24 protein-coding genes and 2 pseudogenes are annotated in these 24919 nt (G+C 73.8%); 6 read left to right on the forward strand and 20 right to left on the reverse strand.

Annotated elements, in window-relative coordinates:
- Window positions 1-2: 2 nt before the first annotated feature.
- From ACSU6Z_RS23450 to ACSU6Z_RS23520, 15 genes are all read right to left on the reverse strand, one after another.
- A complete protein-coding gene (locus tag ACSU6Z_RS23450; RefSeq protein WP_437048450.1) occupies window positions 3-740 on the reverse strand; it encodes a sirohydrochlorin chelatase in 738 nt (245 codons plus the stop codon).
- Between the two features lie 8 nt (window positions 741-748).
- A complete protein-coding gene (locus ACSU6Z_RS23455; RefSeq protein ID WP_437048452.1) occupies window positions 749-1648 on the reverse strand; it encodes an ABC transporter permease in 900 nt (299 codons plus the stop codon).
- Window positions 1635-2423, reverse strand: a complete 789-nt coding sequence (locus ACSU6Z_RS23460) for an ABC transporter ATP-binding protein (protein ID WP_437048453.1) — start codon at window positions 2421-2423, stop codon at window positions 1635-1637. The genes ACSU6Z_RS23455 and ACSU6Z_RS23460 overlap by 14 nt, the downstream gene beginning before the upstream one ends.
- A gap of 36 nt (window positions 2424-2459) precedes the next feature.
- Window positions 2460-3563, reverse strand: a complete 1104-nt coding sequence (locus ACSU6Z_RS23465; protein ID WP_437048455.1) for an aliphatic sulfonate ABC transporter substrate-binding protein — start codon at window positions 3561-3563, stop codon at window positions 2460-2462.
- A 233-nt stretch (window positions 3564-3796) separates the two neighbouring features.
- Window positions 3797-5128, reverse strand: a complete 1332-nt coding sequence (locus ACSU6Z_RS23470; RefSeq protein ID WP_437048457.1) for a sulfate adenylyltransferase subunit 1 — start codon at window positions 5126-5128, stop codon at window positions 3797-3799.
- A 2-nt stretch (window positions 5129-5130) separates the two neighbouring features.
- Window positions 5131-6078, reverse strand: coding sequence for a sulfate adenylyltransferase subunit CysD (gene cysD / locus ACSU6Z_RS23475; RefSeq protein ID WP_437048459.1), 948 nt, complete (start codon window positions 6076-6078; stop codon window positions 5131-5133).
- A complete protein-coding gene (gene cysC / locus ACSU6Z_RS23480) occupies window positions 6075-6611 on the reverse strand; it encodes an adenylyl-sulfate kinase (RefSeq protein WP_437048461.1) in 537 nt (178 codons plus the stop codon). Before cysC ends, cysD begins: the two co-directional genes overlap by 4 nt.
- An 83-nt stretch (window positions 6612-6694) precedes the next feature.
- Window positions 6695-7405, reverse strand: coding sequence for a phosphoadenylyl-sulfate reductase (locus ACSU6Z_RS23485; RefSeq protein ID WP_437048463.1), 711 nt, complete (start codon window positions 7403-7405; stop codon window positions 6695-6697).
- On the reverse strand, window positions 7402-7581 hold the full coding sequence (locus tag ACSU6Z_RS23490) for a hypothetical protein (protein WP_437048465.1): 180 nt from the start codon (window positions 7579-7581) through the stop codon (window positions 7402-7404). The genes ACSU6Z_RS23485 and ACSU6Z_RS23490 overlap by 4 nt, the downstream gene beginning before the upstream one ends.
- Window positions 7578-9275: a nitrite/sulfite reductase gene (locus ACSU6Z_RS23495; protein ID WP_437048466.1), complete on the reverse strand. Its 1698-nt coding sequence runs from the start codon at window positions 9273-9275 to the stop codon at window positions 7578-7580. Before ACSU6Z_RS23495 ends, ACSU6Z_RS23490 begins: the two co-directional genes overlap by 4 nt.
- Before the next feature lie 138 nt (window positions 9276-9413).
- Window positions 9414-9497 (reverse strand): putative leader peptide, encoded by an 84-nt coding sequence (locus tag ACSU6Z_RS23500; protein WP_361224472.1) that lies wholly within the window; start codon window positions 9495-9497, stop codon window positions 9414-9416.
- A gap of 127 nt (window positions 9498-9624) precedes the next feature.
- The gene (locus ACSU6Z_RS23505) at window positions 9625-10197 is read right to left on the reverse strand and encodes a GNAT family N-acetyltransferase (RefSeq protein ID WP_437048468.1); all 573 of its coding nucleotides are present in this window, start codon (window positions 10195-10197) and stop codon (window positions 9625-9627) included.
- Between the two features lie 71 nt (window positions 10198-10268).
- Complete coding sequence (locus tag ACSU6Z_RS23510) at window positions 10269-11633, reverse strand: hypothetical protein (RefSeq protein WP_437048470.1); 1365 nt, start codon at window positions 11631-11633, stop codon at window positions 10269-10271.
- 172 nt (window positions 11634-11805) lie between these two features.
- Window positions 11806-13098 carry a GAF domain-containing protein gene (locus ACSU6Z_RS23515; RefSeq protein ID WP_437048471.1) on the reverse strand — a complete coding sequence of 431 codons (1293 nt, stop codon included), beginning with the start codon at window positions 13096-13098 and terminating at the stop codon, window positions 11806-11808.
- A gap of 320 nt (window positions 13099-13418) precedes the next feature.
- A complete protein-coding gene (locus ACSU6Z_RS23520) occupies window positions 13419-15152 on the reverse strand; it encodes an acyl-CoA dehydrogenase family protein (protein ID WP_437048473.1) in 1734 nt (577 codons plus the stop codon).
- Between the two features lie 121 nt (window positions 15153-15273).
- Between ACSU6Z_RS23520 and ACSU6Z_RS23525 the strand changes: the two genes are divergently transcribed.
- The gene (locus ACSU6Z_RS23525; protein ID WP_437048475.1) at window positions 15274-16398 is read left to right on the forward strand and encodes a YihY/virulence factor BrkB family protein; all 1125 of its coding nucleotides are present in this window, start codon (window positions 15274-15276) and stop codon (window positions 16396-16398) included.
- Between the two features lie 62 nt (window positions 16399-16460).
- Window positions 16461-17141 (forward strand): helix-turn-helix domain-containing protein, encoded by a 681-nt coding sequence (locus ACSU6Z_RS23530; protein WP_437048477.1) that lies wholly within the window; start codon window positions 16461-16463, stop codon window positions 17139-17141.
- Here ACSU6Z_RS23530 and ACSU6Z_RS23535 read toward each other — a convergent pair.
- Window positions 17130-17525, reverse strand: a complete 396-nt coding sequence (locus tag ACSU6Z_RS23535) for a VOC family protein (RefSeq protein WP_437048479.1) — start codon at window positions 17523-17525, stop codon at window positions 17130-17132. The two genes, ACSU6Z_RS23530 and ACSU6Z_RS23535, sit on opposite strands and share 12 nt — an antisense overlap.
- A gap of 99 nt (window positions 17526-17624) precedes the next feature.
- Here ACSU6Z_RS23535 and ACSU6Z_RS23540 point away from each other — a divergent pair, with 99 nt between their 5' ends.
- Window positions 17625-18320 (forward strand): hypothetical protein, encoded by a 696-nt coding sequence (locus tag ACSU6Z_RS23540; protein WP_437048480.1) that lies wholly within the window; start codon window positions 17625-17627, stop codon window positions 18318-18320.
- On the forward strand, window positions 18320-18976 hold the full coding sequence (locus ACSU6Z_RS23545; RefSeq protein ID WP_437048481.1) for a ThuA domain-containing protein: 657 nt from the start codon (window positions 18320-18322) through the stop codon (window positions 18974-18976). The genes ACSU6Z_RS23540 and ACSU6Z_RS23545 overlap by 1 nt, the downstream gene beginning before the upstream one ends.
- A gap of 18 nt (window positions 18977-18994) precedes the next feature.
- Here ACSU6Z_RS23545 and ACSU6Z_RS23550 read toward each other — a convergent pair whose 3' ends face one another.
- The 3 genes from ACSU6Z_RS23550 to ACSU6Z_RS23560 all read right to left on the reverse strand — a co-directional run bounded on the left by ACSU6Z_RS23550 (window position 18995) and on the right by ACSU6Z_RS23560 (window position 23075).
- Window positions 18995-19906: a YceI family protein gene (locus ACSU6Z_RS23550; protein ID WP_437048483.1), complete on the reverse strand. Its 912-nt coding sequence runs from the start codon at window positions 19904-19906 to the stop codon at window positions 18995-18997.
- Between the two features lie 328 nt (window positions 19907-20234).
- The gene (locus ACSU6Z_RS23555; protein WP_437048485.1) at window positions 20235-21281 is read right to left on the reverse strand and encodes a LacI family DNA-binding transcriptional regulator; all 1047 of its coding nucleotides are present in this window, start codon (window positions 21279-21281) and stop codon (window positions 20235-20237) included.
- A gap of 540 nt (window positions 21282-21821) precedes the next feature.
- Window positions 21822-23075 (reverse strand): GNAT family N-acetyltransferase, encoded by a 1254-nt coding sequence (locus tag ACSU6Z_RS23560; protein WP_437048487.1) that lies wholly within the window; start codon window positions 23073-23075, stop codon window positions 21822-21824.
- A 256-nt stretch (window positions 23076-23331) separates the two neighbouring features.
- On the opposite strand from ACSU6Z_RS23560, the pseudogene ACSU6Z_RS23565 reads away from it, so the two are divergent.
- A pseudogene (locus ACSU6Z_RS23565) lies at window positions 23332-23511 on the forward strand (MFS transporter); the annotation flags it as partial.
- Window positions 23509-23820, forward strand: a pseudogene (locus ACSU6Z_RS23570) (metallophosphoesterase family protein); the annotation flags it as partial. The pseudogenes ACSU6Z_RS23565 and ACSU6Z_RS23570, both read left to right, overlap by 3 nt.
- Before the next feature lie 96 nt (window positions 23821-23916).
- Here ACSU6Z_RS23570 and mmuM read toward each other — a convergent pair.
- Entirely contained in the window at window positions 23917-24858 is a 942-nt protein-coding gene (gene mmuM, locus ACSU6Z_RS23575; protein ID WP_437048489.1) for a homocysteine S-methyltransferase, read from the reverse strand.
- Window positions 24859-24919 lie beyond the last annotated feature (61 nt).

Below are 24919 nucleotides of genomic sequence, written 5' to 3' on the forward strand. Positions count from 1 at the left end.
CGTCAGGCCCCCACCACCGCCCGCACCGGCACCCGGGCCTCGTCGTACCGCTCCAGCAGCAGCCGCGCCACCTCCGGCGCGGGACCGAGGACGTCGGCGAGGACGTCCGCCCCGGCCGCGCCCCGGGCGATCCGGTCCGGCAGGAAGCCGGGCGCCAGGACGTACGGGGCGACCGCCACCCGCGGGCAGCCCAGTGCGCGCAGCTCGCGCACCGCGTCCTCCGTGCGGGGAAGGGATGCGGAGGCGAACGCAGGCCGCACGGCGCACCAACCGGTGTGCCGCCACTCCCGCGCGATTGCTGCGATCACTGCGATCGCCTCCGGGTCGGTGGACCCCGCCGAGGCCAGGACGACCCCGGTCGAGGACTTGTCGGCGGGCGTCAGACCCGCCTCGTACAGGCGCCGCTCCAGCGCCGCCGTCAACAGCGGGGAGGGGCCGAGCACCTCGGCCTGCCGCACGCGCAGCCGGGACGGCGCCTGGGCGAGGACGGCGGGGATGTCCGCCTTGGCGTGGAAGGCGCGGGTCAGCAGCAGCGGCAGGGCGACGACGTCCCGCACGCCCTGCGCCGCCAGGGACTCCAGCACCCCCGGCACCGAGGGGACGTTGAAGTCGAGGAACCCGGTCTCCACGCGCAGGCCCGGCCGCAGCGACCGCACCCGGCGCACCAGGGCGTGCACGGTCGCGGCGTGCCGCGCGTCGCGGCTGCCGTGGGCGATGACGAGCAGGACCGGAGAGGGCATGACGGGCCTCAGTTCCGTACCAGCAGACCGCGGCTGCGCAGCACCCACCGCTCCAGCGGGCTGAAGATCAGCAGGTCGATGGCGATGCCGACGATCAGGATGAGCAGGATGGCCTCGAACACCATGGCCATGTCGCTGGCGTTGCGGCCGTTCTCCAGCAGCTGGCCCAGGCCGACACCGAGGTCGGGGAAGGACGCGATGATCTCCGCGGCCATCAGGGAGCGCCAGGAGAACGCCCAGCCCTGTTTCAGACCCGCCACATAGCCGGGAAGCGCGGCCGGCAGCACGATGTGCCAGGTGCCCTTCAGGCCCGTCGCGCCCAGGGTGCGGCCCGCGCGCAGGAAGAGCGGGGACACCTGGTCGACGCCGGAGACCAGGCCGTTGGCAATGGAGGGGACCGCGCCGAGCAGGATCACGGCGTACATCATCGAGTTGTTCAGGCCGAGCCAGATCACGGCCGGCGGCACCCACGCCACCGAGGGGAGGGACTGCAGGCCGGAAAGGATCGGACCGATGGCCGCGCGCACGAACTTCACCCGCGCCACCAGCAGGCCCAGCGGGGTGCCGATCAGCAGGGCGAAGCAGAAGCCGAGCAGGCCGCGCGAGACGCTGGTCCAGATGTAACCGAGCAGCTCGCCCTGGAGCCAGGCGTCCCGGACCACGTTCCACACGTCGGCCGGGGCGGGCAGCTTCGTCGGATCGTCGACGATCCCGAAGGAGACCAGCGCCTGCCACATCGCCAGCACCAGCACCACCGCGAGCACCGGCGGCAGGATCTTCTCCGTGAACGTCTGCCGGAAGGGTTTGCGGCCCTGCTGGACGGTCTCCAGCGCGTCCAGGCCCGCCTCCAGGCCGGCGAGGTCGCCGCCGTCCTTGGCGGCGGTCGTCGTCGTGTCAGTGCTGGCCATGGCGGCGGATCTCCCCACGCAGTTCTTCGGTGATCTCGACGGACAGCTCCGCCACGGCGGTGTCCTCGATGCGGCGCGGATGCGGGATGCCGACCGTCCACTCGCGCGCGATGCGCCCGGGACGGGAGGACAGCAGCACCACGCGCTGGGCGAGGCGGACGGCCTCGCGCACGTTGTGCGTGACGAACAGCACGGACAGCCCCGTCTCGCGCCAGATCCGGGTCAGCTCGTCGTGCAGCACGTCCCGCGTGATGGCGTCCAGCGCCGCGAACGGCTCGTCCATCAGCAGGAGCCTGCTCTCCTGCGCGAGCGCCCGCGCCATCGCCACCCGCTGGCGCATGCCGCCCGACAGTTCGTGCACCCGCTTGCCGTACGCGCCGCCCAGCCGGACGAGTTCGAGGAGCTCCTCGGCCTTGCCGCGCCGCTCGGTCTTCGGCACGCCCCGCAGCTTCAGGGCGAGTTCGATGTTCTTGCCCGCGGTCAGCCACGGGAACAGGGCGTGCTCCTGGAACATCAGCGCCGGGCGGCCGTCGGTCGTGATGCTGCCGGCGCTGGGCTTGTCCAGGCCCGCCACCAGGTTCAGCAGGGTGGACTTGCCGCAACCGGAGGCCCCCAGGAGGGTGACGAACTCGCCGGGCGCGACATCGAGGCTGATGTCGTCCAGTACGAGCTGCCGTCCGGCGGGGCCGGCGAACGACTTCGAGACGTGCTCGATCCGGGCGGCGCAGGTCGCCGCCTCGGTGCCGTCGGCGGCCTTGGCGAGGGTCGTGGCCATGGTCGTCACCTCCTGGGTACGGGTCGGGGTCCGGGCTTACTTCACACCGAGGCCGGCGTCGTCGACCGCGGGCCGCCCCGCCGCCTCGAGCACCTTGTTGAGCAGCGTGAGGTCGTAGATGCCCTGGAGATCGGGCTTCTCCAGCAGGCCCGCCCTCACCGCGTGCCCGGCCTGGGCGTCGAGGGTGGCGGCCAGCGGGTCGTCGGTGACCTGGATCGACTCCCACGCCGGGTCCAGGACCTCGGCGGGCAGCGCCTTGCCGGTGTCGGCGGCCAGCTGCTCGTTGGCCGCGGCCTTGGCCTCCTCCGGGTTGGCCTTGATCCACTCGTTGGTCTCGACCGACGCCCTCAGCACGGCCTCGACGGCCTCGGGGTGCTCCTTGAGGAACGACTGCGACACGACGATGTTCGTGATGACGAACTTCCCGTCCGGCCACAGGCTCGCCTCGTCCAGGAGCACCTTGCCGCCCTCGGCGACCAGCTTGGACGCGGTGGGCTCGGGCACCCAGGCACCGTCGACGGAGCCCGCCTTGTAGGCGTCCGGGGTGACCTTGTTGTCGCTGCGGACGACGGTGACGTCGCCCTTGCCGCTCTGGGCGTCGACCTTCCAGCCCTGCTCGGCGGCCCAGTTGAGGAACGCCACGTCCTGTGTGTTGCCCAGCTGCGGGGTCGCGATCCGCTTGCCCTCGACGTCCTTCAGCGACTTGATCTTCTCCGGGTTCACCACCAGCTTCACCCCGCCCGAGGCCGAACCGCCGATGATCCGCAGGTTCCTGCCGTTCGACTTGGTGTAGCCGTTGACGGCCGGGGACGGGCCGATCCAGCCGATGTCGAGGGAGCCGGAGTTGAGCGCCTCGATCTCCGACGGCCCGGCGTTGAAGACCGCGTACCGCGCCTCGGTGGCGCCCAGCGCCTTCTGGAAGAAGCCCTTCCGGTTGCCCACCAGCGCGGTCGCGTGGGTGATGTTGCCGAAGTAGCCGATCCTGACGGAGTCCAGCCCGTCGGTCTTCTTCGCCCCGGCGGCGACCTGGGCGGTGCCGTCCTCCTTGGCCTGGGAGCCGTATCCGCAGGCGGCGAGGGCGAGCAGGGGCAGGGAGGCGATCACCGCGAGGCTGCGGCGCAGGGCGGGGATGGCAGGCACGGGAGGCGTTCCTCTCGTTGGCCCGGCGGTCACGGTCCCCGTCGCGGGGTCAGGCCGTGGCCGGGAGATCGGCGGGTCTTCGGCTGTGCGGACGTGCGGTACGGGCGCGCGGGCAGTGCGCGTACGTCACCGTCCACATCGCGCCACTCCGCCCTGCCCGCTGCCGAGGGCGCCGCTGCCGACGCGGCCGCCCTCCTTGGCGAACGTGGAGTAGAAGTCGGGGGAGCGCATGCTCAGAAGTCCCACCCGTCGTCGTCCGCGTCCCGGACCGGCTCGGGGGCCGCGAAGGACTCGCCGACCATGCCCGCGGTGAGCGTGGTGCCGTCGCTCGGGTCGATCAGGATGAACGATCCGGTGCGCCGGGAGGCGGCGTAGGAGTCGAGCGGCAGCGGCTCGGCGGTGCGGATCCTCACCCGGCCGATGTCGTTGGCCGCCAGCCGGCCCGGGTGCGGGTGCAGGGACAGGTCGTCCAGCGTCAGCCGGGACGGGATGTCCTTCACGATCGCCTTGACCGTGCGGGTGCCGTGCTTGAGCAGCACCCGGTGGCCGACGGTGAGCGGGGCGTCGGCGACGTGGCACACGGTCGCCTCGACGTCCTGCGTGGTCGCCGGGGCGTCCTGGCTGGGCACGATCAGGTCGCCGCGGGAGATGTCGATGTCGTCCGCGAGCAGCAGGGTCACCGACTGCGGTGTCCAGGCGACGTCGACCGGCTCGCCCAGCAGGTCGATGCCGGTCACCGTCGTCGTCCGGCCCGACGGCAGGACGGTGACCTCCTCGCCGACGCGGAAGGAACCGGCGGCGATCTGGCCGGCGTAGCCCCGGTAGTCGGGGTGCTCGGCGGTCTGGGGGCGGATCACGTACTGCACGGGCAGACGGGCGTGGCAGTGCGCCAGGTCGTGGCTGACCGGGACCGTCTCCAGGTGCTCCAGCACCGTCGGGCCGCCGTACCAGTCCATGTGCGCGGACGGCTCCACCACGTTGTCGCCGACCAGCGCCGAGATCGGGATGGCGGTGACCTCGGGGACGCCGAGCTCGGTCGCGTACGCCGTGAACTCCTCGGCTATGGCCGCGAACGCCTTCTCCTCGTAGCCGACCAGGTCCATCTTGTTGACGGCGAGGACGACGTGCGGCACGCGCAGCAGCGCGGCGATGGCGGCGTGGCGGCGGGTCTGCTCGACGACGCCGTTGCGGGCGTCGACCAGGATCACCGTCAGCTCGGCGGTGGAGGCGCCGGTGACCATGTTCCGCGTGTACTGCACGTGGCCCGGGGTGTCGGCGAGGATGAACCGGCGCCGGGGGGTGGCGAAGTAGCGGTAGGCCACGTCGATGGTGATGCCCTGCTCGCGCTCGGCGCGCAGGCCGTCGGTGAGCAGCGCGAGGTCCGGGCCCTCCTGGCCCCGGCTCGCCGAGGCGCGCTCCACGGCCTCCAGCTGGTCGGCGAGGACCGACTTGGAGTCGTGCAGCAGCCGCCCGACGAGGGTGGACTTGCCGTCGTCGACGGATCCGGCGGTGGCGAACCGCAGCAGGGTGGTGGCCGAGAGCTCCTCGGTCGTGATCGTGCTCATCTCTAGAAGTACCCCTCGCGCTTGCGGTCTTCCATCGCGGCCTCGGAGAGCTTGTCGTCGGCGCGGGTGGCGCCGCGCTCGGTCAGCCGGGAGGCGGCGATCTCGGCGATCACCTTCTCGATGGTGTCGGCGTCGGAGTCGACGGCCCCGGTGCAGGACATGTCACCGACGGTCCGGTAGCGCACCAGCCGCTTCTCGACGGTCTCACCGTCCCTGGGGCCGCCCCACTCGCCGGCGGTCAGCCACATGCCGTCCCGGGCGAACACCTCGCGCTCGTGCGCGTAGTAGATCTCCGGCAGCTCGATGCCCTCGCGGGCGATGTACTGCCACACGTCCAGCTCGGTCCAGTTGCTGAGCGGGAAGACGCGGACGTGCTCGCCGGGCGCGTGCCGGCCGTTGTACAGGTTCCACAGCTCGGGGCGCTGGCGGCGCGGGTCCCACTGCGAGAACTCGTCCCGCAGGGAGAACACCCGCTCCTTGGCCCGCGCCTTCTCCTCGTCGCGGCGCCCGCCGCCGAAGACCGCGTCGAACTTCTCGCTCTGGATCTTCTCCGTCAGGGGGAGGGTCTGCAGCGGGTTGCGGGTGCCGTCCGGGCGCTCCTTGAGCACGCCCCGGTCGATGTAGTCCTGCACCGAGGCCACGTGCAGCCGCAGCCCGTACCGGGCCACCGTGCGGTCCCGGTAGGCCAGGACCTCGGGGAAGTTGTGCCCGGTGTCCACGTGCAGCAGCGCGAACGGCACCGGCGCGGGGGTGAACGCCTTCAGCGCCAGGTGCAGCATGACGATGGAGTCCTTGCCGCCGGAGAAGAGGATCACCGGGTTCTCGAACTCGCCCGCCACCTCGCGGAAGATGTGCACCGCCTCGGATTCGAGGGCGTCCAGGTGGGAGAGCGCGTACGGGCTGCCGGTCTCCCCGGTGACGGCGGCCACGGTGCCGGTCGTGCCGGTCATGCCAGTCCCCTTTCGCTGAGCAGGGCGTACACCGACGCCGCGGACTCCTGCACGGTCTGGTTCTGGGACTCGATGCGCAGATCGGGCGCCTCGGGCTCCTCGTACGGGTCGTCGACGCCGGTGAGCCCGGTCAGCTCGCCCGCCGCCTGCTTGGCGTACAGCCCCTTCACATCGCGCACCGAGCACACCTCCACCGGCGTCGCCACGTGCACCTCCAGATACGGCGTGCCGTGCTCCTGGTGCCGCTTGCGCACCGCGTCGCGGCTGTCGGCGTAGGGCGCGATCACCGGGACCAGGGCCGTGACGCCGTGGCGGGCGAGCAGCTCGGCGACGAAACCGATGCGCTGCACGTTGGTGTGCCGGTCCTCGCGGCTGAAGCCGAGGCCCGCCGAGAGGAACTCGCGGATCTCGTCGCCGTCGAGCACCTCGACGCGGCGGCCCTCCTCGCGGAGCCGTCCGGCCAGCTCGTGGGCGATGGTGGTCTTGCCGGCGCTCGGCAGACCCGTGAGCCAGACGGTGGCTCCGGTCGTCACGTGGTTCTCCTGGATCGCAGTGGTCGCATGGCTGACAGAAGTAACAGCGGGACCTGTGGGCTCCGTATGCGTGCCTGTGGCCGTCATGTGTGCAGCCCGCACTCGGTCTTGGCCCGGCCCGCCCAGCGGCCGGCGCGCGCGTCCTCGCCCTCGAGCACCCGGCGGGTGCAGGGCGCGCAGCCGACGGAGGCGTAACCGTCCATCAGCAGGGGGTTGGTCAGGACGCCGTGCTCGGCGACGTAGGCGTCCACGTCGTCCTGCGTCCAGCGGGCGATGGGGGAGACCTTGACCTTTTGCCGCTTGGCGTCCCAGCCGACGACCGGGGTGTTCGCCCGGGTCGGGGACTCGTCGCGGCGCAGGCCGGTCGCCCAGGCGAGGTAGCCCTTCAGGCCCTCCTCCAGCGGCTGGACCTTGCGCAGCCTGCAGCACAGGTCGGGATCGCGGTCGTGCAGCTTCGGGCCGTACTCGGCGTCCTGCTCGGCGACCGTCTGGCGCGGGGTGAGCGTGATGACGTTGACGTCCATCACGGCCTCGACCGCGTCCCGGGTGCCGATGGTCTCCGGGAAGTGGTAGCCGGTGTCGAGGAACACCACGTCGACGCCGGGCATCGCGCGGGACGCGAGGTGGGCGACGACCGCGTCCTCCATCGAGGAGGTCACGCAGAAGCGCTTGCCGAAGGTCTTCACGGCCCACTGGAGGATCTCCGGCGCGGAGGCGTCCTCCAGTTCGCGGCCCGCCCGCTCGGCGAGCTCCTTCAGCTCCTCGGCCGTGCGCTCTTCCTGAGCTGCCGTCATATTCCGTCCCCTCCCGTGGAGTCGGACTGGAGCCCCCGGGCCAGCAGCCCGAGGAACCTCAACTGGAATGCGCGGTTGCACCCCACGCACTCCCAGGCGCCGTGACCCTGTTCGCCGGGGCGCAGGTCCTCGTCGCCGCAATAGGGGCAGTAGAAGGGGGCTGCGCGCTCGCTCACGACAGTGCCTCCTCGGAGGCGCGGGCCGCCCAGGCGGCGAACCGCTCGCCGTCCTCGCGTTCGGCCTGGAAGCGCTTGAGGACGCGCTCGATGTAGTCCGGAAGTTCCTCCGCCGTCACCTTCAGGCCGCGCACCTTGCGGCCGAAGCCGGCCTGGAGGCCGAGCGCGCCGCCCAGGTGCACCTGGTAGCCCTCGACCTGCTCGCCCCGGTCGTTCAGGACCAGCTGGCCCTTGAGGCCGATGTCCGCGACCTGGATACGGGCGCAGGCGTTCGGGCAGCCGTTGAGGTTGATGGTGATCGGCTCGCCGAAGTCCGGCAGGCGGCGCTCCAGCTCGTCGATCAGCTGCGAGCCGCGCTGCTTGGTCTCCACGATGGCGAGCTTGCAGAACTCGATGCCGGTGCAGGCCATGGTGCCGCGCCGGAAGGAGGACGGCCGCGCGGTGAGGTCCAGCGCCTCCAGGCCCTCCACCAGCGAGTCGACCTTGTCCTGCTCGACGTCGAGGATGATCATCTTCTGCTCGACGGTGGTGCGGACCCGGCTGGAGCCGTGCGCCTCCGCAAGGTCGGCGATCTTCGTCAGCGTGGCGCCGTCGACCCGGCCGACGCGCGGCGCGAAACCGACGTAGAAGCGGCCGTCCTTCTGCCGGTGCACACCGATGTGGTCGCGCCACTGCCGCACCGGCTGCTCGGGCGCGGGACCGTCGGTCAGCTTGCGCTTGAGGTACTCGTCCTCCAGCACCTGCCGGAACTTCTCCGCGCCCCAGTCGGCGACGAGGAACTTCAGCCGGGCCCGGTTGCGCAGCCGGCGGTAGCCGTAGTCGCGGAAGATCGAGATGACGCCCTCGTAGACGTCCGGGACCTCGTCGATCGGCACCCAGGCGCCGAGCCGCACGCCCAGTTTGGGGTTGGTGGACAGACCGCCGCCGACCCAGACGTCGAAGCCCGGACCGTGCTGCGGGTGGCGCACGCCGACGAACGCGACGTCGTTGATCTCGTGCACGACGTCCAGCAGCGGCGAACCCGAGATGGCCGTCTTGAACTTGCGGGGGAGGTTGGAGTACGCCTTGTTGTTCAGGACGCGGCGCTTCATCTCCTCCAGTGCCGGCGTGGCGTCGATGATCTCGTCCTCGGCGATGCCCGCCACCGGGGAGCCGATCATCACGCGCGGGGTGTCACCGCAGGCGGTGACGGTGGACAGGCCGACGCTCTCCAGCCGGTTCCAGATCTCGGGCACGTCCTCGATCCGGATCCAGTGGTACTGGACGTTCTGCCGGTCGGTGATGTCCGCCGTGCCGCGCGCGAACTCCTGCGAGACCTCGCCGATCACCCGCAGCTGCGCCGTGGTCAGCGCTCCGCCGTCGATGCGGACGCGCAGCATGAAGTACTCGTCGTCCAGCTCCTCCGGCTCCAGCACCGCGGTCTTGCCGCCGTCGATCCCGGGCTTGCGCTGGGTGTACAGCCCCCACCACCGCATCCGGCCGCGCAGGTCGTTGGGGTCGATCGAGTCGAAGCCGCGCTTGGAGTAGATCGTCTCAATGCGTGTCCGCACATTGAGACCGTCGTCGTCCTTCTTGAACTGTTCGTTGCCGTTGAGCGGGGTGAAGTGGCCCGCGGCCCACTGGCCCTCGCCGCGGTGACGGCTCACCTTGCGGCGGACGGGCGCGGCGGCAGGGTCGGGTGGGGTGGCGGTCATCGTGGACACGTCCTTCGGGACAGGCGGAAAGCGGCTCTGACCTGCTCGGCAAAGCGCGTGGGCATGCGTGCGCTTCATTGCGCGGGAATGAGGCGATGCGGGGGAATCCGGTACTGCTGGGTGCTGCTGGAGGAGCTCTCAGCGCGCCGGACAGATGGCGCTGGACACGCGGCCGAGGTCGACGTGACGTCGACTCACCAAGGCAATTCCAGTTCCAGGCATGACGGAAGCGTGGCATGACGATCTGGACACAGTCCAGCTTCGTCCAAAATGCAGACACCCTTGTCTCACAGGACGAGACAAGGGTGTCGCCGGTCACACGGTCCGGACGAGGCCGGGGCCGTGCGGATCAGGCGGGGAAGGCCCCGGGCCAGGGGCCCGGCGCCGGCGCCTGCGGCTCCTCCTCGACCTTGGTGTCGAACAGCCGGAAGCCGCGGCGCAGGTAGTTGTCCATCGCGAACTCGCCGTCCTTGCTGCACGTGTGCAGCCACACCCGCTTGGTCTCGGCCAGGCCCGGCCAGCGGTCCGCGAGGTCCCAGGCGCGGGCCGTGCCGTAGGACAGCAGGTGCCCGCCGATGCGCCGCCCCCGGAACGCGGGGAGCAGCCCGAAGTACTCGATCTCCACCACCCCGTCGCCCCGCGGGGTCGTCTCCACGTACCCCGCGGGCGTGCCCCGGTCGTAGGCCACCCAGGTCTCCACGCCGGGCCGCCGCAGGTGCTCCTGCCACTGCGCGTACGTCCAGCCCAGCCGGTCCGTCCAGTGGACGTCACCGCCGACCGCGGTGTACAGGAAGCGGCTGAACTCGGGCGAGGGCACCTCCGAACGGACGATCCGGACATCTCCCTCGGGGGCGGCGGCCGGAAGGAGGTCCGCCGGGTCGGTCTGCTCCAGGGACCAGGTGGTCACGGGGATGTTGGTCATGCCGGTCAGGGAACCATCCGGCACGCGGCCCTGTCGACCGGCCGGGCCGCGGGCCCGCCGGGGGAGGCCGGTCAGCGCAGGGCCGCGTCGATCGAGGCCAGCGGCACGGCGAACAGCGCGCGGCCGGACTGCGACCAGACCTCGCCGGTCCGCCCGTCGTACGACAGGGACCCCGTCTCCCCGCTCCAGCAGTGCTTCGACCGGTCGGCACCGCACTCGACGACCTCGGCGCCCGCGCCGTCCTGCCGCCCCAGGACGGCGCGGCCCCCCGGCTCGCGGGCCGCGCGGGTGAGGTACCAGCCGGTGCGGTCGGAGCCGGACGGGCGGTGCGCCAGGACGCCGCCGATTCCGGCGGCCCGGGTCTCGTACACCTCCACGGCGTCCACGTGCCCGGCCGCGTCGGCGGCGAGCGGACCGGTGCGCGCCCCCTCCTCGCCGAGCGCGTAGCGCCACAGGCGGGCGGGCCGGCCGGCACCCGCCGGCACCCGCTCACCGGCGACCACGCCGGCGGGGGAGGCCGTGCGGTCCAAGGAGAGCGCGGCGGGGCGCGGCGCGGCACCGGCCGGGCGGTAGGCGGCGACGGCGGGGAGCACGTACCGGTAGCCGTGTGCCGACCAGCCGCCGGGCACCCGGCCGACGGCCCCGGCGCCGACGGTGGTGCGGAGCACGCGGTCCATGTCGTAGGCGTACAGCGTGGCGCGGTCACCGGCGCCGGCGGTGACGAGCAGCCTGTCCCCGTACCAGACCATGCCGGAGACGGGGGAGCCGAGGCTGCGGTAGTCGCGTCCGCCGTCCACCGGGACGACGAGCAGGGCCGACACGTGGCGCGGCCGGTCCGGGTCGTCCGCGTCGACGAAGGCGACCCGGGACAGGGGCCGGTCGGCGGGGGACGGGCCGACGCCCCGGCGCGGGCCGGGGCCGTCCTCGCCGCCGCTGTCGTCGTGGCCGCCCCCTTCCTCGGACGACCAGGCGGAGAGGATCACCCGGTGCCCGCCCCAGCGGCCGTCCGCGGAGGCGCCCTCGGAGGTGGTGACGGCCCCGGGACGCCACCCCCGGGTGTCGTCCTCGCTCCAGCAGTACGCCCGGGTGGCCGCGGGCGCCACGGGCAGCGCGGCGCGTTCCTCGGCAGTGCAGTCGGCGGCCTCGCGCAGTTCGCGGTCGGCGGAGCCGAGGACCGTCCGCGCGCCGACGGGACGGCCCATCGACGAGGAGAGCCGGTCGAGCCAGCGGGCGGGCACCCGGTGCTCGGTGAGGCGCAGTTCGCCGCGCGCGGCGGGGGAGTCGAGCGCCCGGAGCGGTCCGGGGCCGTCGTCGACCTGGGCCTGGGAGGCGCTGATCAGGGTGGCGGCGGCGGTGAGGGAGAGGGCGGTTCCGGCCAGGGCCGCGCGCAGGGCCCGGGCACGTCGGCGCCGGCGGTGTCTGCCGCGATGCTTCATACAACCTCCCCAGGCGCCGGGCCAGGAGCGCCCGATGGTCCCGCGTTGACCGAGAAGCAGGTGGGACGACCCACAGGGGATGCTACGGCAGACAGGGGGGCGGCGGGCCAATACCCCGCACATACGCGGGAGATGAGGCAGGCAGGCGGGGAGGGGCGCACGGGCCGCGCGCTCAGTCCGGGGCCGCGGGGGTCCGCCGCCGCGTCACTGCGGGTGCCGTCGAGTGCGGCAGCAGGTCGCGCGGGTCGTCCGGGAGCAGCACCCGGACCTCGGCGTCCTCACGGAAACGGTACGGTCGGTGGCGCAGGTGGGCCCCGAGGTACCGCCGTACCCGCGACATCTCGGCGCGCACCGTCACCGTACGGGCCGGGTCGCCGAACAGGTCGGCGGCGAGCGCCGCGGCGCTGCGGCCGGTGCGGTGGACGGCCAGGACGTAGAGCAACTCCGCGTGCCGGGGGCTCAGTCCGTACGTCCAGGAGCCCGCGCCGCCGGCCACCTCCACCGACCAGTGGCGCGGCTGCCGCAGGTCGAGCACGATCCGCGTGCCGTCTGCCGGTACCGCTTCCCCGGCCACCGCCCGCACCAGCCAGCCCCCGGCGAGCGGCTCCAGGGTGCACGGCCCCAGCGCCGGCAGCCATCCGGGGCCCGCCGCCGGGGACTTGGGCAGCGCGACCCGGCGCGTGTACGGCATTCCCGTCACGGCGGCGGTCCAGCCGTCCCGGTCCACCACCACCGCGCGCCCGCCGGTCCGGGCCAGCACCGGTGCCGCCACCGCGCGCAGCCGCTCCAGCGACCGCGTGTGCGCCTCGCGCAGCCGTGCCTCGGCCAGCCCGGCCACCGACTCGACCCAGGCGAGCGTGGCCGGGTGCATCGTCTCCAGCGGTCCGCTGACGTCCACCACGCCGATCAGCCGTCCGTCGCGCGGGTCGGTGATCGGCGCCCCGGCACAGGTCCAGGTGGCGTGGGAGCGCACGAAGTGCTCGGAGGCGAAGACCTGCACGGGCCGCCGGGTGACCGCGGGGGTGCCCACGCCGTTCGTGCCGACGACGTCCTCCCGCCAGTCGGCCCCGAGTTCGAAGCCCAGCTTGTCGGCCTTGCGCAGCACGGGCGCGCTGCCCTCGCGCCACAGCACCCGGCCCTCGGCGTCGGCGACCACCATGATGTGGTGGGCGACGTCCGCGACCGACAGCAGCCCCTGCCGCAGCACCGGCAGCACCGTGCGCAGCGGCGAGTGCGCGCGCCGCCGCTCCAGCTCCTCGCGGGACAGCAGCCCGGAACGGAAGTCGTGGTCGGGGTCGACCCCGCTGCGCAGCATCCGCTGCCACGACTGCTCGATCACCGGGCGCGGACGCACCGGTGCGCGCCGGCCGGAGAGCCTGGCGGAGCGGACCTCGCTGAGCACCCGCGCCGCCCGCGCCGTGTCCACGGCGGCGATCTGCGTCACGTCCATCGGCGAGAGCGCCACTGGTTCCCGTCCTCCCGGAGAAAGGGCCCGGGCGACCGCGGCCGCCGTGCGGCGGCCGGCCGCGCTCCCCGGCGTCCGTCGTGCACCACGTCCCGCACCGCGCCCCATACTGCCGCTCGTGCCGAACGGGGGAACACGGACGGGGGCACACAGATCAGCAGAAAGTTGCAACCCCCTGCAACCCTGGTGGACGGCCCCTCGAAGGGCGGACACTTGAGCGACGCCGTCCTGAACGGCGTTCGCGGCCTCGACCGGGCCCGTGAGGCGGGGGTGGTGCCGTGTCGGCGCAGCACCACCCCCGCGCCCCGGCGCCCCGGCCCTCAGGGGACGGGCCGCGCCCGCTCCACCACCGACGCCAGGTCCAGCGTGGCCGGCAGCGTGCCGAACGAGGCGCCCCCGTCACCGCCCAGCCGCGCGGCGCAGAACGCGTCGGCGACCTCCGGCGGCGCGTACCGCACCAGCAGCCACCCCTGGAGCACCAGTGCCAGCCGCTCCACGAGCCGCCGCGCCCGGCCCTCCGCGGCCTGGAGGTCGGACAGCTCGGTCAGCAGGTTCTTGATCGCTCCGTCCAGCCGGTGATCGGCGCCGCGCGCCCGGCCCACCTCCGTCAGGTAGGCGTCCAGCGCCTGCGGCTGCCGCCCGAGTGCCCGCAGCACGTCCAGCGCCTGGACGTTGCCCGCGCCCTCCCAGATCGAGTTCAGCGGCGACTCCCGCACCAGCCGGGGCATCCCGGACTCCTCGACGTACCCGTTGCCGCCCAGGCACTCGGCCGCCTCGACCGCCACCGGCGCGCACCGCTTGGTCACCCAGTACTTGGCCGCCGGCACCGCGATCCGCAGCAGCGCCCGCTCCTGCTCGTCGCCGCCCTCGCCGGCGTCGTACGCCGCCGCCAGCCGCAGCGCGAGCGTGGTGGCCGCCTCCGACTCCACGGCGAGGTCGGCCAGGACGTTGCGCATCAGCGGCTTGTCGATCAGCCGGCCGCCGAACGCCTCACGGTGGGCGCAGTGGTGGACGGCCTGCGCCACGGCCTGCCGCATCAGCCCCGCCGAGCCGAGCACGCAGTCCAGCCGGGTCGCGGCGACCATCCCGATGATGGTCTGCACCCCCTGTCCCTCCTCCCCGACCCGGCGGGCCCAGGTCCCGGCGAACTCGACCTCGGCGGAGGCGTTGGACCGGTTGCCGAGCTTGTCCTTCAGCCGCTGGATCAGGAACACGTTGCGGGTGCCGTCCGCCAGCACGCGCGGCACGAGGAAGCAGGTCAGCCCTCCGGGTGCCTGCGCCAGCACCAGGAAGCCGTCCGACATCGGCGCCGAGCAGAACCACTTGTGGCCGGTCAGCTCGTAGGTGCCGTCCTCGGCCAGCGGCCGGGCGGCCGTGGCGTTGGCGCGGACGTCGCTGCCGCCCTGCTTCTCGGTCATGCCCATCCCGAACAGCGCCCCGGCCTTCAGGTGCGCGGGCCTGAGCTCGCGGTCGTAGACCGTGGAGGTCAGCCGGGGCACCCACTCCTCGGCCAGGGCCGGGTCGGTGCGCAGCGCGGGCACCGCCGCGTGGGTCATCGACAGGGGACAGCCGTTGCCGGCCTCGACCTGCGTCCACATCAGGAAGGCCGCCGCGCGCCGCACGTGCCCGCCGGGCCGGTCCCAGGCCGCGGTCAGGCCCGCCGCGACGCCCTTGCCGAGCAGCCGGTGCCAGGCGGGGTGGAAGTCGACCTCGTCGATCCGGTGGCCGTAGCGGTCGTGGGTGCGCAGCTTCGGCGGGTTCTCGTTGGCCTGGGCGCCCCACTCCTGCACCTGCGCGGAGCCGCAGCTTCGGCCCAGCCCCGACAGCTCCGCGAGTGCCTCGTCGCGCAGCCCCGGCGCCAGGTGCCGCTCCACGGCCTCCCTCAGGGCCCGGTCGGCGGTGAAGACGTCGTAGCCGACGAGCGGCGGCGCCTGGTTCGTCACGCGGTGGGTGCCGCCGCCCGCGGCGCCCGCCGCGGGTGCCGTGCCCGCCGCGGCGTCCGCCGCCGCGCCTGTCCCGCCTGCCCTGCCCGCCGCGTCTGCCATGCCTGCCATGTCTGCGAACCTACCGCGCCCGCACCCGCGAGGGGAGTGCGTCCGGCTACCGGAAGGGATTGCTCCGTTCCGGTGCGGTCCGCAGGTGGGGACAGTCATGCGCGGCGGATACCGTTAGCACGTGCAGCCAGCAAGTGAAATCCCCGAGCAGCCCTCCGGCCGGCTCCACCGGGCCCGTGCCCTCTACCGGAACGTCTCCAAACGCAGGACCGCCTGGCTGCTGCTCAAGGACACCGTCAACTCCTGCATGGAGTACCGCATCCTGGGACTGGCCGCCGAGGCCGCCTTCTTCACGCTGCTGTCCGTGCCGCCGCTGCTGCTCAGCATCATCGGGCTGCTCGGCTACGTCGACATGTGGACCGGCGCGGACACCATCCAGAGCCTGAGGACCAACCTCCTCGACGCCTCCCGGACGGTCCTGTCCGACCGGGGCGTGAACGAGATCGCGGAGCCGATCCTGGACGACGTGATGAAGGGCGGCCGGGTGGACGTGATCTCCCTCGGCTTCCTGTTCGCGCTCTGGTCGGGTTCGCGCGCGGTGAACGTCTTCATCGACACCATCACCGTGATGTACGGCCTCGACGGCGTCCGGGGCATCGTCAGGACGCGGCTGCTGGCGTTCGCCCTGTTCGTCGTGGCCCTGCTGATCGGCTCGGTGGCGCTGCCGCTGATGGTGGCCGGGCCGGACGCGGTGGTGCGGGTCGTGCCGTGGTCGGCGACCGTCGTACAGGTGCTGTACTGGCCCGTCGTCATAGTCCTGTCGATCGTGTTCCTGACGACGCTGTACCACGTGTCCGTGCCGGTCCGCTCCCCGTGGATCGAGGACGTGCCCGGCGCGCTGGTCGCCCTCGCGATGTGGGTGCTCGGCAGCTTCCTGCTGCGCATCTACCTCACCAGCACCGTCGAGGGCCCCACCATCTACGGCTCGCTGGCCGCGCCCGTCGCCGTGCTGCTGTGGATCGGCGTGTCCGCGTTCGCCGTGCTCGTCGGGGCCGCGGTCAACGCCGCGATCGACCGGGTCTGGCCGGCCGCCGCCACGGCCGCCGCCCGCGAGGCCAACGAGCGGCTGCGCCAGGCGCAGGTCGCCGAGTACGTGGCCCGCGCCGCCGCCAGCGGCGCCGCCGGCCCCGACATGCCCTCCGAGTTCCCCGAACGCTGGTCCCGCTTCCTGCCGCCGGAGGACGTCACCGCCCGGCTGCGGGCCGCCGCGAAGAGCGTGCCACCGCAGAAGCCGGAGGACCCCTGACCCCGCCGGCCCCGCGCCGGGAGCGGGGATCGCCCCGGTGGCCCCCGGCGTAGTCTGGGGCCGTGTACACCGAGCGGGCGTCCCGGCTGACCGGCGCGGTGGTGTGGACGAACGCCCCCTCCGGGACCGGCGCCGTGCGCGTCCTGCCCGACGGCTGCATGGACCTGCTGTGGCACGAGGGGCGGCTGCTGGTCGCGGGGCCGGACACCCGTGCGCACGTCGTCGAGGGCGTGCCCGGCCGCTGGGCGGGCGTCCGCTTCCACCCCGGCACCGCGCCCGCCCTCCTCGGGGTGCCCGCGCACGAACTGCGCGACCGGCGCGTCGACCTCGCCGACCTGTGGCCCGCCGCCCGGGTGCGGCGCCTGGCCGCCCGGGTGAACGCCGCCGCCGACCCGGCGGGCGCCCTGGAGCACCTCGCGCTGGACCTGGCGGCCCGCACCGGTCCCCTCGACCCGCTCCCGCGCCGGATCGTGGCCGCCCTCGCCGCGGGCCGCTCGGTCGCCGAGACCGCCGAGGCGCTCGGCATCGGCGCCCGCCTGCTGCACCGTCGCTCCCTGGCCGCCTTCGGTTACGGCCCCAAGACGCTGGCCCGGGTGCTGCGCCTGCGGCGCGCGCTGGCGCTGGCCCGGGACGGCGTACCGCTGGCGGAGACCGCCGCCCGGGCCGGTTTCGCCGACCAGGCCCATCTGACCCGCGACGTCCGGGAGCTGACCGGCCTGCCCCCGACGCGCCTACTGCGGTAGCGGCGCGAACAGGTCGACGCCGTTGCCGTCCGGGTCGTTCACGACGGCGTACCGCTGGCCCCAGACGGCGTCCCACGGCTTGAGCTCGCCCCGGTACCCGGCTCCGGTCAGCTCCTCGTACAGCGCGTCCACCTCCTGGGGCGTGTCGCACAGCAGCGCGAGCGAGTGCCGGCCGCCACCGGCCGGCGGCCGCCACCCGGGGTGGAAGGAACGGACGGTGTCCTCGGTGTCGAGCAGCAGCCGGACCCCGCCCGGCAACCCGGCCTCGGCGTGCGGCGCGGTCTCGCTGCCCTCCGGGAAGCCGAAGCCGAGGCGGCGGTAGAAGGTCACGGAAGCGGCCATGTCGGAGACGACCAGGCCGATGGCGTCGAATCGTGCGGTCATGGGGGAACCGTAGGCGGGGCGTGCGGCGCCGGTCTTGAAGGAATCGGACACATGGCTCACCGGCTCCCGCCGGGAACCTTCGTACGACAAGATGGCCGCATGACTCGTCTCACGCGTCTGCTGCCGCTGTCGCTGCTGCCGGCCCTCGTACTGCTCACGGCTTGCGGCACGCAGGAGGCGGGCCCCGAAGCGGCGGGCACCCCCTCCGCCGGGGCCGCCGGGACCGCGGGCTCGGCGGACCGGGCGAACCCGACGGACCCGGCCGGTCACGGCGGACTGGACGCCCGCGCCCGCGCGCTCGGCGTGGCACCGGAACTCGTCCACGTCACCGAGGCCGCCGGCTACACCCTGGCCCGGCAGTCCGTCGGCGTGCTCGGCGACGACGGTTTCTCCGCCACCTACGTCGCGCACGGGAGCGGCGCCCGGTTCCGCCTCTCCGTCGAGCGGGGCTCGATCGACGCGGACACCTGTCCCCGGCAGCCCGTCGGCGACACGTCCGGGGAGCGGACGAGGTGCATGCGCGAAGGCGGCCTGTGGTACCGCACCGGCGCGGGAGGGCACGAGTACGCCCGGCCCGGGGACGGGTACGTGGTGCGGGTGTGGGGCGAGGCGGACGCCGTGCCCCGCGACGTCCTGCGCGCCGCGGCCCGGGCGGTCCGCCGCCCCGGCGCCGCCGAGGCGGCCACCCTCCTGCCGGCCCCCCGCCTCGCGGGCACCGAGCCCCCGGTGGAACGCGGCGACCTGCCCTCCTTCGGCGACGGGGCGCCCCTCAACGACGTGGAGGCGGGCGGCTGATGGCACCCCGGCTGCTCGTCTTCACCCGCACCACCGACTACCGCCACGACTCCATCCCGGCCGCCGTCGCCGCCCTGCGGACGCTCGGCGCCTTCGAGGTCGACCACACCGAGGACCCGGCGGCACTGGAGGCATCGCTGGACCGGTACGCCGCGGTCGTCTTCCTCTCCACCAGCGGCGAGGTGCTCACCCCCGCCGGACGGACCCGGCTCGCGGCGTACGTCGAGGGGGGCGGCGGCTTCGCCGGCGTGCACGCGGCGGCCTGCACCGAGTACACGTGGCCGTACTACGGCGAGCTGCTCGGCGCCCGCTTCGCCCGCCACCCCGCCCACCAGCCCGGCCGCGTCCGGATCGAGGACCGTGACCACCCGGCCACCCGGCACCTGCCCGCGGTCTGGGAGTTCACCGACGAGTGGTACGACTTCCGCACCAACCCGCGCGGCTCGGTGCACGTCCTGGCCGCCGCCGACGAGTCGTCCTACGAGGGCGGCGGCATGGGCGGCGACCACCCGCTGGCGTGGTGCCGGGAGCAGGGCGCGGGCCGGGTCTTCTACACGGCGCTGGGCCATGCCGCCGACGCGTACGAGGACCCCGCCTTCCGCGCCCACCTGGGCGGGGGGATCGCGTGGGCGGCGGGGCCGGAGCGGCACCGGTGAAGCCGCCCGCCGGCCCGCCTACTCCGGCGGCGTGGGCGTGTCGTGGGTGTGGTACATCGCCTGGACGTCCAGCTCCAGCTGGACGGTCGGCCCGACGACCGCGATGCCGCGGGCCAGCATGGAGCGCCAGTTCAGGGTGAAGTCCTCACGGTGCAGCTCCGTCTTGGCCAGGGCCGCGCAGCGCAGTTCCTGGTCGTAACCGCCGTTGACCGTACCGAGGTACGTGGTGTCGAGGTTGACGGAGCGGCTGGTGCCGTGCATGGTCAGCGTGCCCTGCAGGGTCCACTTGGAGCCGCCCTGGTAGACGAACCGCTTGCTGGTGAAGTCGATGTACGGGTAGCGCTCGACGTCGAGGAAGTCGGCGGAACGCAGGTGGTTGTCACGGGTCTTGTTGCCCGTGGTGATGCTGGCGGCGTCGATGCGCACCGAGACCTGGGAGTCCGCCATGGTCGGCGCGACGCGGATGGAGCCGTCGAAGCGGGTGAAGCGGCCGTGGACATGGGCCATGCCCACGTGCTTGGCGATGAAGCGGATGGCGGTGTGCGGCGGGTCGAACAGCCAGGTGCCGGGCGGCGGGAGCTCCTGCTGCGGGGCGGGCTGCAGCATGACGCGCGCGGGCGGAGGGGCCACACCGGCGGCTATCTCCACCGTCTCGCGGGAGGGCGACAGGCCCTCGGCCATGGTCCGCACGCTGTAGGAACCCGGGGGCAGCGTCGCCGTGAAGAAGCCGTACGGGTCGGTCGTGCCGCGGGCGGCGACGCGGTGGCTGCCCAGCTCGGTGACCGTGACCTCCGCTCCGCCCATGGGCTGCCCCGTGGGGTCGACGACCTCGCAGGCGAACGCCCCCGCGCCGGACGGCAGGGGGATCGACAGGGCCGACACGGCATCGGGGCCGTTGGAACGCCGGCGTCGGAACAGTCCGAAGGCCATGGTGTTCACCTCTCTTGGTACGTGTCTCTGCGCGCGGGCCCCGCTGAGCCGGGTGTGTTCGCGGTCGCCAAGGACCGCTGGGAACAAGCTGGAGGCGCGGAGAGGGAGAAATGCTTTAACGATCATAGAGCTGCCTGTGTGAGGCAGTGGCTCTCCGGTGCCGGAGCCGGTAACCGACTTTTCCGGACGGCCAGTCACCGCAAATCGGTGTATCCGTGGGCCATATCGCCCCACCTCCACAGGCATGCTTTGCACCACTGCTGTGGCGAAGAACACCCGGGACGCCGCACCGCGCGCGGACCGCGGCGGCGCCACCCGCGCGACTCCGTCAACTCCTCCCCGGCGGCGCCGTGCTCGCGCGTTCCACCAGACGGGTCGGCAACTCCGTGCGGTCGCTCTCCGGGCGGTCGCCGTCCCTCAGGCGCAGCAGCAGGCGCAGGGCGGTGGCCGCCGTCTCCGCCAGGGGACGGCGGACCGTGGTCAGTGCCGGGGCGGCCCAGCGTGCCTCGGGCAGGTCGCCGAAGCCGACCACGCTCACGTCGCCGGGCACGCGCAGGCCCCGTTCCGCCACCGCCTCGTACACCCCGAGCGCCATCGGGTCCGAGCAGACGAAGACGGCCGTCGGCGGCGCCGGCAGGTCGAGCAGCTCCCGCATGCGGTGACGGGCCGCGGCCCGGTCGGCGGCGTGCCGGACGTACTCGGGGCGGTGGGGCACGCCCGCCGCGGCGAGCGCCGCGCGGCAGCCCGCGAGCCGGGCGTCGTCGGACGGTCCGGGTCGGTGGCCGGCGATGACGGCGATCCGCTCGTGGCCCAGCGACAGCAGGTGCCCGGCCGCCGTCGCCCCGCCCTGCCGGTCGGCGGCTCCCACCGACACCACCCCCGGCGGCGGTTCCACGGCAGGGTCGATCATCACGAACGGGATGCGGTGCCGCTCCAGCCAGGCGTACTGCGACGCGCTCGGTTCGGCCAGCGCCAGGAGCGCGCCCGCCGAACCGCGCGCGGCGAGCCGGGCCAGCCGGTCACGACCCGGCCCGCCCTCCCGGGACGGCTCCGGGGCCGCCGAGACCACCACCTCCAGGCCCGCGTCGTACGCCGCCGCCTCCACCCCGCGCAGCACCGCACCCGACCAGGAACTCTCCAGGGAGCACAGCACCAGGTCGACCAGCCCGGACGCCCGCGCCGCGTCGAAGCGGGGTCTGCGGACGTACCCCAGGCGGTCCAGCACCTCCGTCACCCGGCGGCGGGTCTCCGGCGCGACGTCCTCACGGCCGTTGACCACCTTCGACGCCGTCGGCACCGACACCCCCGCCTCGCGGGCCACCACCGCCAGGGTCGGCCCGGTGGCCGCCCTCGCCCTCCCCGCCGTACGGACCATCGGACAACCACCTCTCCGGCCCGCCCGAGGGCCTGGATGGAAGGCTGAAAGGTGTAGAAAGCGCTTCCTAATGTAAGGGGCCGACCGCTTCCCGCACCGGTACGGACAGGAATACATCCGGGCGGCGTGCTGCTCCGGCATGAACGGTGTACGAGCGTGGCAGAGGGCCGGCGGCCCATGACGGCAGGGGACCGGACGGACCCCGCGGCCACCGGCCCGGTGGCCGCCACGCCCCACGGGGTGCCGCGTGCGGAGCCCGGCCCCCCGGGGCCGGGAGGCGGCCCTGTGGGCGCCGGGGACCCCGGCAGGGCCGACAGGGGCATCAGGGGCGCCGGGGTCGGGGTTCCGGGCGGGCCGGCGACAAGGGCAGGGAGCCGGCCGAGGGCGGGCGAGGGCTGCTGCCGGTGTCGGAGCTGGCGGACGAGTGGGGCGTGGGGGAGCGGGACCCCGGGAGAACCGTCCGGTGCGAGTTCGCGAGCGGACCCCGGTGACGTCCCGGTCCCGGGGCCGCTCGCGCTCAGCGGTGTCCGAAGGGCTGTCTCAGTAGAGGGGGAAGGCCCAGCCGCCGGGGTACCAGGGTTCGCGTTCGCCGCGGAAGGCCGCCGAGGCGAGGGAGAGCGCGCCACGCCGTAGTTCCTCAACGAGGCCGGCGGCGCCGAGGGCGGTCAGCGAGGTGCCGCCGAGGAAGACGGCGCCGAGTTCCGCCGCCGACAGCCGTAGGTCGGCCGGAGCGGTCGTGGGCGCGCAGACGGCCTTCCCCGCTTCCGCCTGCAGCCGGTGGCGCCCGCTGTTCCACGGGCAGAAGTCGTCCCGCACGTCCAGCACGAGGTCCAGCGGAAGGCTGTAACCCCGACCGGCCAACGCCCGGTCCACGTCGGCCGGCCGCAACCACAGACGGTCCACCGGCGCGGCCTGAACCGCTCGCGGCTCGACGAGCAGGTGCGGCAACGGTTCGTCCACGGCCCCTTCGTAGTCGATCCAGGTCATCAGGTCGATGCCGGCGAGGAAGCGCCACAACGCCGCATAGGACTGGCGCGAGCACGCCGCCAGCTCCACCACCTCCACCACCCCGGCGGTGCCGCCGGGCCCGTCCGGTGCGGAGCCGTACCGGTAGAGCGCGTAGCCGGTGGCGCGTCCGTCGCGCTCCTGGTGCACCGCGGCCCGCAGCGAGGTCGCCGTACCGCGCCGGTGCGGGTAGTCGGCGAGGCGCACCGCCCAGTGCGGCGCCTGCCGGTCGGGCCAGCCGACCGTAGCGGTGCGGACCCGGTCGTAGATCTCCTCCAGGACGGGGCGGGCCTGGGCGGGGTGCCGCAGCCGGACGGTCCCTTCGCCGAAGTCGGTGTCGGGGCGGAACCGCATGGCGCGCCGGTCGCAGCGCATCCGGTTGCCGAGGGTCGCCGGGCCGTAGCCGTACCGTCCGTAGATGCCGGCCTCCGAGGGGCGGAGCGCGGCGACCGGCTCGCGCCGTTGCTCGTGCAGGTCGGTCAGCTGGGCGCGCATCATCGAGGTGAGGATGCCGCGGCGGCGATGTGTCGGGGCCACGCCCACGGAGGCGATCCCCGCCACGGGCAGGGCACCCCCGGGCACGGTCAGCGTGCGGCTGTAGACGGAGGCTCCGGCGACCGGCTCGCCCCCGTCGAACACGGCCAGGGTGCGGGCGAGGTCCGTCGCGGCCCGCTGGTCGGCCAGCTCCTCCTCCGAGCGGTCCATGCCGTAGGTGTCGGCGATCATGCGTGCCCAGGGCACGAACTCCTGCTCGGTGACGCGGCGGACGGAAAACCGGGAAGTGGTCATCGGACATGAATACAACACACCGGACCGGGCCGTCTCCCACGTTTCGCCGTGGGGGTGGGGCGGGGCCGCGCCACCGCTCCGGCTCGGTGACGCGGCGTTCGACGGGGTGCGCTGTCCATGGGCGTCGCGGTCGAAGGCTGGCGTCCTCGCGTACGGTCTCGGTGATGGCGCGGAAATCCTTCTTGAGGATCGCGCCGTGGTTGCTCGCGACCTTCACGCCCTCGATGTCCGGGTTGCGGGCGGTCACCGCGTCGAGGCGGGCCCGCCGGTCGGCGGCCTGGACATGGGACTCGGTGGACCTGCGGCCGCCCTCACCGTCGCCGGACCGCTCATCGCGCTGTCCCTGCCCCTCCTGCTGACGGTACGGATACGGCCCCTCGTGGCGAGCGACGCCGAGCGGATGAAGCCCGGCACCGCGCGGCGGGACCTGATCGACGTTCGCACCGTGGTCTGCGGCCACACCCACATGCCGTTCGTCCGCCTGGCCCACGGCCGCCTCGTGATCAACCCCGGCAGCATCGGCATGTCCTACGGAAGGGCCGGAGCACACTGGGCCCTCCTGGGCCCGGGCGTCGAACTGCGGACCACGGACTTCGACATCGAGGCCGGCATCAGCCGGGTCGCCCAAGACTCGTCCTACCCCGGAATCACCGAGTGGGCCGACTACTTCCTGCACGCACGCGCGACCGACGCGGACGCCCTCGAAGCCTTCGCCCCGCGGGACGGGCGTGACCACACACAGTGACGCTCATCCCGTTCTTCCGTGGTGGTGGGCAGCCGGACACCGCCTGCGCGATCAGCGACCTCTACCGATCCCTGTCCCGATTCCCATCCCCAGGGTTCAGGTCAGGCCGGCCCCCCTCAACGCCCCCGCGATAGCCGTGATCGCCTCCGGCCCCACCCGGCAGCAGCCGCCGATCAGCCGGGCCCCGGCCGCGTACCAGCCCGTCACCCGCTCGGCGCCGAACGTGGGGCGGCCGTCCCAGGCGCGGGCCCCGGCGTCCCAGGACTCGCCGCTGTTGGGGTAGGCGAGGACCGGCTTGCCGGTGACCCGGGCGGCGGTCCCGACGGCGCCGGGCACGTCCTCGGGCGCGCAGCAGTTCACGCCGACCGCGATCACCTCGTCCGCCTCGGCGGCCAGGGCGAACGCCTCCTCCAGGGGCTGTCCGGCGCGGGTGCGGTCGCCGGTGACGGTGTACGACAGCCAGGCCGGTACGCCGAGGCCGCGCACCGCGCGCAGCAGGGCCGCCGCCTCGTCGGTGTCGGGGACCGTCTCCAGGGCGAGGACGTCGGGGCGGGCGGCGGCCAGGACCTCCAGGCGGGGCCGGTGGAAGCGCTCCAGCTCGGCGACGGTGAGGCCGTAGCGGCCCCGGTACTCGGAGCCGTCGGCGAGCATCGCCCCGTACGGTCCCGCCGAGGCCGCCACCCACAGCGGGCGGGACGTCCGGGCCCGCCGTGCCGCCTCGCGGGCCAGTTCCACGCTCAGGGCCATGAGCCCGGCCGCCTTCCCGGGGCCGATGCCCCGGCGGGCGAAGCCGTCGAAGGTGGCCTGGTAGCTCGCCGTGATCGCGACGTCCGCGCCCGCCTCGTAGTAGGCGAGGTGGGCCGCGACGATCGCCTCCGGGTGGTCGGCGAGCAGCCGGGCCGACCACAGCGCGTCGCTCAGGTCGTGCCCGGCGGACTCCAGCTGGTTGGACATGCCGCCGTCGAGGACGACCGCGCGCGTGGCGAGCGCCTCGGCGAGGGAGGGGGCGGGCCGCGGGACGCCGTTGTCGCTGGTCATGCCACGACGCTAACCGAAAGGGGTGGCGGTGAGGGGAGCGGAAAGCGCTGTCTCTTTTCTC

The organism is Streptomyces sp. enrichment culture (genome assembly GCF_964273145.1).
Taxonomy (GTDB): domain Bacteria; phylum Actinomycetota; class Actinomycetes; order Streptomycetales; family Streptomycetaceae; genus Streptomyces.

Excerpts from the sequence above, each read along its gene's own strand:
- ACSU6Z_RS23460 (WP_437048453.1), bottom strand. The coding sequence starts at position 2,423 with ATGGCCACGACCCTCGCCAAGGCCGCCGACGGCACCGAGGCGGCGACC.
- ACSU6Z_RS23540 (WP_437048480.1), top strand. The coding sequence starts at position 17,625 with ATGACTCGTCTCACGCGTCTGCTGCCGCTGTCGCTGCTGCCGGCCCTC.
- ACSU6Z_RS23470 (WP_437048457.1), bottom strand. The coding sequence starts at position 5,128 with ATGAGCACGATCACGACCGAGGAGCTCTCGGCCACCACCCTGCTGCGG.
- ACSU6Z_RS23455 (WP_437048452.1), bottom strand. The coding sequence starts at position 1,648 with ATGGCCAGCACTGACACGACGACGACCGCCGCCAAGGACGGCGGCGAC.
- ACSU6Z_RS23500 (WP_361224472.1), bottom strand. The coding sequence starts at position 9,497 with ATGCCTGGAACTGGAATTGCCTTGGTGAGTCGACGTCACGTCGACCTC.
- ACSU6Z_RS23535 (WP_437048479.1), bottom strand. The coding sequence starts at position 17,525 with ATGACCGCACGATTCGACGCCATCGGCCTGGTCGTCTCCGACATGGCC.
- ACSU6Z_RS23560 (WP_437048487.1), bottom strand. The coding sequence starts at position 23,075 with ATGACCACTTCCCGGTTTTCCGTCCGCCGCGTCACCGAGCAGGAGTTC.
- ACSU6Z_RS23545 (WP_437048481.1), top strand. The coding sequence starts at position 18,320 with ATGGCACCCCGGCTGCTCGTCTTCACCCGCACCACCGACTACCGCCAC.
- cysD (WP_437048459.1), bottom strand. The coding sequence starts at position 6,078 with ATGACCGGCACGACCGGCACCGTGGCCGCCGTCACCGGGGAGACCGGC.
- ACSU6Z_RS23495 (WP_437048466.1), bottom strand. The coding sequence starts at position 9,275 with ATGACCGCCACCCCACCCGACCCTGCCGCCGCGCCCGTCCGCCGCAAG.
- ACSU6Z_RS23510 (WP_437048470.1), bottom strand. The coding sequence starts at position 11,633 with ATGAAGCATCGCGGCAGACACCGCCGGCGCCGACGTGCCCGGGCCCTG.
- ACSU6Z_RS23555 (WP_437048485.1), bottom strand. The coding sequence starts at position 21,281 with ATGGTCCGTACGGCGGGGAGGGCGAGGGCGGCCACCGGGCCGACCCTG.
- ACSU6Z_RS23550 (WP_437048483.1), bottom strand. The coding sequence starts at position 19,906 with ATGGCCTTCGGACTGTTCCGACGCCGGCGTTCCAACGGCCCCGATGCC.
- ACSU6Z_RS23485 (WP_437048463.1), bottom strand. The coding sequence starts at position 7,405 with ATGACGGCAGCTCAGGAAGAGCGCACGGCCGAGGAGCTGAAGGAGCTC.
- ACSU6Z_RS23450 (WP_437048450.1), bottom strand. The coding sequence starts at position 740 with ATGCCCTCTCCGGTCCTGCTCGTCATCGCCCACGGCAGCCGCGACGCG.
- ACSU6Z_RS23520 (WP_437048473.1), bottom strand. The coding sequence starts at position 15,152 with ATGGCAGGCATGGCAGACGCGGCGGGCAGGGCAGGCGGGACAGGCGCG.
- mmuM (WP_437048489.1), bottom strand. The coding sequence starts at position 24,858 with ATGACCAGCGACAACGGCGTCCCGCGGCCCGCCCCCTCCCTCGCCGAG.
- ACSU6Z_RS23505 (WP_437048468.1), bottom strand. The coding sequence starts at position 10,197 with ATGACCAACATCCCCGTGACCACCTGGTCCCTGGAGCAGACCGACCCG.